The following is an 8,603-nucleotide window of genomic DNA, read 5'->3' on the forward strand; positions in this document are numbered from 1 at the left end:
GCCGAGGCCAGCGGCGAGGCCAGCGGCGAGGATCCCGCTGCGGAGGCCGCGCCCGAGAATCAGCCCCGCACGCGCCGCGCCCGCGCGGTCGCGGACGACCAGGCGACCCTGGCCCTGAACGTCGTCAACGATGAACCGACCCTGCGCAGCCACGACGATCAGATCACGACGATTAACTTCTCCTGCTCCTCGGTGACCACGCCCTGTAAGGGCGCGGAAATCGAGCTGACGCTGCCCGGCCCCATCACGCCGGACGGCCTCAAGCTCGTCGAGCGTGGCTACACGGTCATCCCCGTCACCGGTAACAGCGTCGCCAGGACCACGAGCTCGACCGAGAAGACCCCGGACGGCACGCGCGTGCAGCGCTACATCTTCAAGCTGAAGGATCCGCTGCCCGCCGGCACGTCCGACCGAATCCAGGTCACCTGGCACTACGACTACTATGACGCGCCGAACAACTCCACGACGGACCAGACGGTGACCTTCCGGGCGGCGAACGCCCAGACGGTCGAGCAGGCGCTCACCACCACGTGGACGGCGACCACCGACGTCGCCATCGAGAAGAGCGGCCCCACGAATCCCTCCAGCTATCCCGCGGCCGGCGGAGAGACGACCTACAAGCTGCGCTACGGCTACCAGCAGATCGACCAGGACAACCCCAACAAGGTCGGCATCCGCTGGAACGGCTCCGCGATGAAGGGCGGTCTGAACGGCCTCGGCTTCGTGGGTGTCCAGAACATCAAGGTCGTCGACCCGCTGCCCGCCAAGGCCGTCTTCGTGACGGCCTCTGACGGCGGTGTCTACGACCCGGCGACCCACACCGTCACCTGGTCCTACGACAAGTGGTTCTGGCAGAACCCGATCGAGTCAACCGTCACCGTGAAGTACCCCGAGGGTACGGTCACGCTCGACGACACGGTCACCAACAAGGCGACCATCACCGCCGAGGTCATGAACGACCCGAAGACCGTCGTCTCCAAGAGCTCCGAGATTACGCACGGCTTCGCCGAGCGTAAGGTCGGCGGCCGCATCATGAAGACGGGCAACGACCACCAGTACCAGGTTCGCGGTGGTCTCTACCCATGGCGTTTCGCCGGCATCAACTCGGGTAACACCACCCTTCACTTCCGCTGGGAAGACACCCTGCCGTGCACCTGGTCCACCCAGGACGCCAAGGCCGCCGGCGATTCGTGCGATAAGCCCACCATGGTGAGCCCCTACCGCTTCACCGTCTTCAGCAAGTCCGGCTACGAGGAAAATGGCGGCTGGACCCTCGAGTACTGGACCAACAAGGGCAACCACGAGACTGTCAACTACACGAAGACGACCGGCCTGACCCTGCCCGACGGTGAGTGGATCACCCGCTTCACCATCGACACCGACGCCGTTCCCGGATCCAGCCCCCAGGCGTGGCTGCATGGCACGGCTCCCGCGGACCTTCCGACCACGGAGCCCGCGGACTTCGCGTCGCACTACAACGCGACGCTGCCGCCCGAGAGGTACTACAACTACGAGGCCTCTCCGGACTACGTGCGCTTCCAGAACTGCGCGACCGGTACGGTGACCGACAAGGACACCGGCACCGTCGTCACCTCAAGCGACGAGCTCTGCTCCTGGATGCGCGTGCGCGACGAGTTCCCGAGCGTCCAGGTCTATAAGTCCGCTCGCACCAACCCCGTGGTCGTGGGTAAGCCCGCCAGCTTCTTCATCAACGGCACCGCCAAGCCGAAGAACGAGGGCGGCACGCCCACGCCGTTCACGATCGTTGACCTCCTCCCCGAGGGCTTCGACGTCGATGACGCTTCGGCGATCGTCCCCGAGAAGCGATCCACGCTGAAGAACCCCGACGGTACCCCTTACGACCTGAGCAAGGTCACGGTCGAGATCGAGAAGAACTTCAACAACACCGGCCGCACCCTCATCCGCTGGAACGTTCCGGACCCGGTCGAGGGCAGCCTGTACTCGACCTTCAACGTGAACACGCTGGCCACTGCTCAGGCTGGTCAGAACACGAACGACGCCATGGCATTCATGCCCGGCGACGGCGCGAAGTCGACCACCGAGGATCAGAGCCTGCGCAACAAGAACTACTGCATCGGTAGCCGCGCGGTCGACACCTTCGACGTGAACAAGAACGGCTCGATGACCGACTACGTGTGTAACGCGGCGACGAACTTCAACGTCGCGACCACCCCGTCGATGAATATCGAGAAGGAAGTCAAGGGCAACAAGAACGCCGACTTCGTTCCGGCCGGCGAGATCGCCGAGATCGACCCGGGTGCCGACGGCGCCTACCGTTTCACGATCTCCAACTCCGGTAACACCCCGCTGACGCAGGTCGTGGCCTACGACGTCCTGCCTCACCTGAACGACGTGGGTGTTGGCCCCGCCTCCTCGCAGGCCCGTGGCTCCCACTGGAAGCCGAACCTGAACTCCACGAACTGGACGTTCCAGTCGGTGAAGGAGAAGCCGGGTCGTGACCCCGAGATCACGCCGGTTCCGGCCTCGGACATCACGATCCAGTACTCCACCGTTCCCAACCCCTGCCGCGGCGAAGTCCTCTCCGCGGGTGGTGCCATGAACGACGCCCCCGCCGGTTGTACCCCCGACGCGTGGGGCGCCGCTCCCGCCGACCTGACGACGATCACGGGCTTCCGCCTGGTGATGAACCGCGACATCGAGGTGGGCGAGAAGATTCAGTTCATCGCGACCATGACCTCTCCGGTGAACGCCAACCTGATCGCCTGGAACTCCGTCGCCATGTCCGGTGGCTCCATGCAGAACGGCAAGGTGTCCTACCTGCTGCCCAACGAGGCCCCCAAGGTCGGCATCAACGTCTCCACTGACGTTGCGGTCGCTAAGACCGTGTCTCGCGTCAAGATGAACGGCGACCAGCCGGTTCGCGACGCCAACGGCATTCCCGAGACGCTCGAGTCGACGGAACCGATCATGCCCGGCGACTACATGCTCTACCGCATCACCCTGAACAACAAGGGTCCGGCTGTTGCCTCGGGCATGACCGTCAAAGAAGTGCTCCCCGCAGGCGTGGAATTCGTCTCCTCCGAGACGCGCATCTGTCAGGACGGTGCAACGAACCCGTGCACCGGCACCGTGAAGGCAGATTCCGGCTTTGAGGTCCTCGACACGGACTGGCGAGCCATGGAGTCTGGCGTTCTCAACACCAACCTGAACGTCGGTGGTACCGAGACGCTGTACGTGCTGGTGCAGGTTCAGAACGGCACCGAGGGCAAGACCATCACGAACACCGCGACGCTCGGCGATTTCGATCAGATCGACTCCAACAAGGACAACAACACGTCCAGCGCGTCCTTCAAGGTCGGTGGCACCATCTCGGGAACCATCTACAACGACAAGGACGCGACCTGGTTTAACGATTCGCCCACCCTCGATAGTCCCTTCGAAGGCGTGACGGTTCGTCTGCTCGACGCCGACGGCAACCCGGTGAAGGACGCGTCCGGCGCGGACATCACCGCCACGACCGACGCGAACGGCAACTACACCTTTACCCGTCTGCCGATGGGTTCGTACAAGGTCGAGGTCGTTGCTGGCGAGGCGAAGGTTGACGGCGCCGACGTAAACCTGGCCGACTACAAGCAGACCTACGGGTACGGCTCGTCGACCAAGCGCAGCGAGGCCGGCAAGGGCACGCTCGTCACGCCGACCCCGATCGCCCTGACGAGCGCCGCGCCCAACGCCACGAAGGTCGACTTCGGTTTCGTGAAGCCCGCCTCGGTGGGTAACTTCGTGTGGTTCGACGCGAACAAGGACGGCATCCAGGACGCGGACGAGGTCGGCGTCGCCGGCGTCACCGTCACTCTGACGGACGGTGCCGGCAACCCGGTCATCGACCTGGACGGCAACCCCGTCAAGCCTGTGACCACGGATGCCAACGGTAAGTACGAGTTCACGAACCTGATGCCGAACGTCGATCGGATCGTCGCGAGCGCGGGTGAGGAGAACTACAAGGTTGTCTTCACGGCTCCCGCAGGTTACTCCTCGACCAAGAGCTACGCGGCTGCGGATGACGAAAAGGACTCCAACGGCGCCGACAGCTCCGTGACGCTCGCCCAGGGCCAGAACGACGAGACCGTCGACTTCGGCCTCGTCGCCGACGGCACGATCGGTGACACCCTGTTCTGGGACGTCGACAACAACGGTGGTTCCGCGCCCTCGGGCCCGGACAAGCCGCTGGCCGGCGTGACCGTGACGCTGACCTACACGACGCCTGCCGGCGTGGAGAAGACGCTTTCGACGGTCACGGACGCCGACGGACACTACTCGTTCAAGGACCTCGCCCCCGGCGATTACGTGGTCACGGTTGACAAGACCTCCCTGGCTACCGTCTGCCCCGAGTGCACCGCTCAGACCCACGCCCCGTCGGGCAACCTGACGGCCTCGGAGGGTCAGGAGCTCTCCCTTACCTCCAAGGTGACGCTGAGCCCCGGTGCGATGACGAACAACGACCAGGACTGGGCGTTCACCGGCGTCGCCAATACGGCGATCGTGAAGGCAATCGCGGACCCGACCGAGGTTCCGGCGGGCGGCTTCACCCCCGGCACGTCCGTCACCTACACGCTGACGCTCACGAACGAGGGCCCGAGCCCCGCCACTGGCGTCATCGCGCAGGATAAGCTCCCCTCCGGCGTGACCTTCTTGTCCGCACAGGGCGATGGTTCTTACGATGCTGCTTCTGGTAAGTGGGATCTGAGCTCAGAGGTGATCGAGAAGGACGCGACGCGCACGCTGCTCATCACTGTCACCATCGACGCTTCCGCCGCCGGCTCGGTCGTCACCAACACGGCCACGATCGAGAAGCAGGATCAGATCGGCGATAAGACGCCGGATAATTCGTCGTCGGTGCCGCTGACGGCTGGCTACACGATCGCCGGCGAGCTGTACAACGATGCCAATGCCTCGTTTAGCTCCGATAACGGTGAGAGCCCGTACACGGGCGTGACCGTTGCACTCCTCAAGAGGGACGGCACCCCCGTCCTCGACAAGGACGGCAACCCGGTCACGGCCGTGACGGACGCCGATGGCAAGTACTCCTTCCCCGGTCTGGCACTGGGCGAGTACACCGTCAGCGTCGTCGACCCGACCTCTGGTCCGCTTGAGGGCACCAAGCCCACCGAGGCCTACACCGGCCGCTACAAGACCACCGCCGACGTGACCATCGCCGAGGCCACCGGTTCGGTCATCGACGTGAACTTCGGTTTCGTCAAGCCCGCCTCCGTTGGCGACTACACCTGGATGGACGTCAACCGCGATGGTATTCAGGATGCCGACGAGCCCGCGATGCCGGGCGTGACGGTGACCCTGACCCGCGCCGACGGCTCCGCCGTGACCGACGCGTCGGGTAACCCGGTTGGGGCTGTGACCACGGATGCGAACGGTAAGTACGTGTTCGAGAATCTGCTGCCCGGTGATTACAAGGTGTCGTTCACGAACCCCGCGGGTTATGCGGCCACCGTGTCGGACGCTGGCGGTGATCGCGCTGCCGATTCCAATGGGACCGAGTCCGCGGTGGGCCTGGCTCAAGGCCAGGACGATGCGACCGTGGATTACGGTCTGGTCGGTACCGGTGTGATCGGTGACCAGCTGTTCGTGGATGTCAACCAGAACGGTGGGGGCGCCCCCGATGCTGGTGATCGTCCGCTGGCGGGCGTGAAGGTCACGCTCACGTGGACGGGTCCGGGGGGTATCACCCGCACGTATGAGACCGTCACGGATGCTGAGGGTAAGTACACGTTCAAGGATCTGCTGCCGGGCGAGTACAAGGTGAGTGTTGATCCTGAGACTCTGCTTGCTGCCGAGCCCCTGCTCGATGTGCTGACCCACGCCCCGTCCGGTGACGTGGCGGCCAAGAAGGTCGTATCCGCGGAGGCGAAGGCTGACAAGGACACGCTGGCAGCGGCCTTCAACCTGACGGCTAACCTGACGCTGTCGGGTGAGAAGAACCAGAATCTCGACCAGGATTGGGGTTTCGGCGTCTCGGCTGACACCGCGATCCTCAAGGCGATCACCGATCCGGATGAGGAGGCTCAGAAGTCCTTCGAGTTCACCCCGGGTCAGCGCGTGACCTACACGCTGACGCTGACCAATAACGGTCCGGGAGTGGCGACGGGTGTGACGGCTAGCGATCAGCTTCCCACTGGCGTTGCGTTCGTGTCCGCGCAGGGTGATGGTTCCTACGACTCGGCGACGGGCGTGTGGGATCTGTCCGATTTGACCCTGGCCAAGGGTGATGTCAAGACGATCACGATCACAGTGGATATCACCGGTGAGGGCGCGGGCACGCTGGTGACCAACGTTGCTCGTATTACTCACCAGGATCAGGCAGGCGATGACCCGACCAACAACGAGTCCTCGGCCTCGTTCAAGGGCGGGTACAACCTGGGTGGCACGATTTACCGTGACTCGGACGCGTCCTACTCCAAGGGCGATGACGAGCAGCGCTTCAAGGGCGTCACGGTCGCGCTGCTGAACGAGGACGGCACCCCGGTGCAGGGCGCCGACGGTCAGCCCATGACCGCGGTGACCGACGAGAACGGTGCCTACCAGTTCGTGGGCCTGGGTCGCGGCTCGTACCGCGTGGTGATCGTCGAGCCGGGCGCGGGAGAGCTGGCGGGGCTGCTGCCCACGCAGGCCTACACCGGTCGGGGCGCCACCCAGGCATCGGTCACCATCTCTGACGCGTCGGTGCAGGGCGTGGACTTCGGTCTGGTTGCCCCCGCCAGCATCGGGGACCGCGTCTGGGACGACGTCAACGCCAACGGCAGTGACGACGGCGAGCCCGGCATCGGTGGTGTCACGGTGATCCTCACCGACGCCGACGGTGCGGAGGTGGCTCGCACCACCACCGACGCCAATGGCAACTACCGTTTCGTAGGCCTCATCCCGGGCACCTACACCGTCTCCATCGAGGTCCCGTCCGGCTATGCGGCTGCGACCACCTCGATGAGCGTGAGCGTGGGTGAAGGCGAGGAATATGTGGACGCGGACTTCCCGCTCACCCTCATCCCTGCCCCCACCCCCTCCCAGGCGCACCAGGTGCTCACCAACCGAGGCCTGGCACGCACCGGCACGGACGCCACCATCATCGGTGGCATGGCGGCCCTGGCCGCTATCGCCGGAGCCCTGGCCATCGGCGCCAAGCGCCGCCGTCAGGACGCCTAACCGCCGCACACGGGGGCTACCCCCATCCAGCAGGGGGCGCGAGACCGACAGGTCCCGCGCCCCCTGCGCATTACCCGGCCCCGGCCTCGTCGATGAGACGACTCCGATCACGGCCACACGCCCGCCTCCCGACGCTGTGGAACGCGCGGCGCGGGACGCAGATGAGGGTGGGAGCAACTAGGCTTGGAGGGTGACCACAGCTCTGTATCGCCGGTATCGCCCCGACACCTTCGACCAGGTGATCGGCCAGGAACACGTGACGGAGCCGCTCAAGGCGGCGCTGCGCGCGAATCGCGTGACGCACGCGTACCTGTTCTCCGGGCCGCGCGGATGTGGTAAGACCACCTCGGCGCGCATCCTGGCGCGCTGCCTGAACTGCGCGCAGGGCCCCACGGACACGCCGTGCGGCCAGTGCGAATCGTGCCGCGAGCTGGCCACCGGAGGGCCCGGCTCGCTTGACGTCGTCGAGATCGACGCGGCCTCGCACGGTGGCGTCGACGATGCGCGTGACCTGCGTGAGCGCGCCACTTTCGCGCCGGTGCGCGACCGCTACAAAATTTTCATCATCGACGAAGCCCACATGGTCACGAACCAGGGCTTCAACGCTCTGCTCAAGCTCGTCGAGGAGCCGCCCGAGCACGTCAAGTTCGTCTTCGCGACGACGGAACCCGAGCGCGTCATCGGCACGATCCGCTCGCGCACCCACCACTATCCGTTCCGCCTGGTGCCGCCGGACGTGTTGGGCCCCTACCTGACGAGCCTGTGCGCTGAGGAACACGTCGGCGTCGGCGAGGGCGTCCTGACCCTCGTCATGCGTGCGGGCGGCGGCTCGGTGCGCGACACCCTGTCGGTGCTCGACCAGCTGATGGCCGGCGCGATCGACGGCCAGGTCACCTACCAGACGGCGGTAGCGCTGCTGGGGTACACGGACTCCGCCCTGCTGGATGAATCCGTCGACGCCCTCGCGGGTGGCGACGGCGCCGCGGCCTTCCGCGTCGTCGAGCGCATGGTCGAGTCCGGCCACGACCCGCGCCGCTTCGTCGAGGACCTCCTCCAGCGCCTGCGCGACCTCCTCATCATCGCGGTGGCCGGTGACGGCGCGCGCGACGTCCTGGCGGACACCCCGCACGACCAGTTCGAGCGCATGCAGCGCCAGGCGCAGAACTGGGGTCCGCACGGCCTCTCCCGCGCCGCGGACCTGACCGACGAGGCCCTGCGCGCCATGACGGGCGCGACCTCGCCTCGCCTGCAGCTCGAGCTTCTCGTCGGCCGCATCCTCGTGCCGACTCCCACCGCCGCGCCCGCCCCTGGGCCCGTGCAGGGAACGGTCGGCATGACCGGTGGGGGTGCGCCGCGCCAGGCGTCCCCCGCGTCGACGCCCGAGGCCTCCTCGGGTCGTTTCGGCG

2 protein-coding genes are annotated in these 8,603 nt (G+C 66.0%); both read left to right on the top strand.

Going from position 1 to position 8,603, the window contains the following annotated elements; all coding sequences use genetic code 11:
• Window positions 1-7,197, top strand: a 7,197-nt coding sequence (locus tag HMPREF1138_RS01450) for an SdrD B-like domain-containing protein (protein WP_009055690.1), incomplete at its 5' end; no start/stop codon positions are given.
• A gap of 190 nt (window positions 7,198-7,387) precedes the next feature.
• Window positions 7,388-8,603 (top strand): DNA polymerase III subunit gamma and tau (locus HMPREF1138_RS01455; protein WP_009055692.1); only part of this gene is annotated, 1,216 nt, incomplete at its 3' end.

The sequence above is a fragment of the Actinomyces sp. ICM58 genome (assembly GCF_000283035.1).
In the GTDB taxonomy this organism is placed as follows: Bacteria; Actinomycetota; Actinomycetes; order Actinomycetales; family Actinomycetaceae; genus Pauljensenia.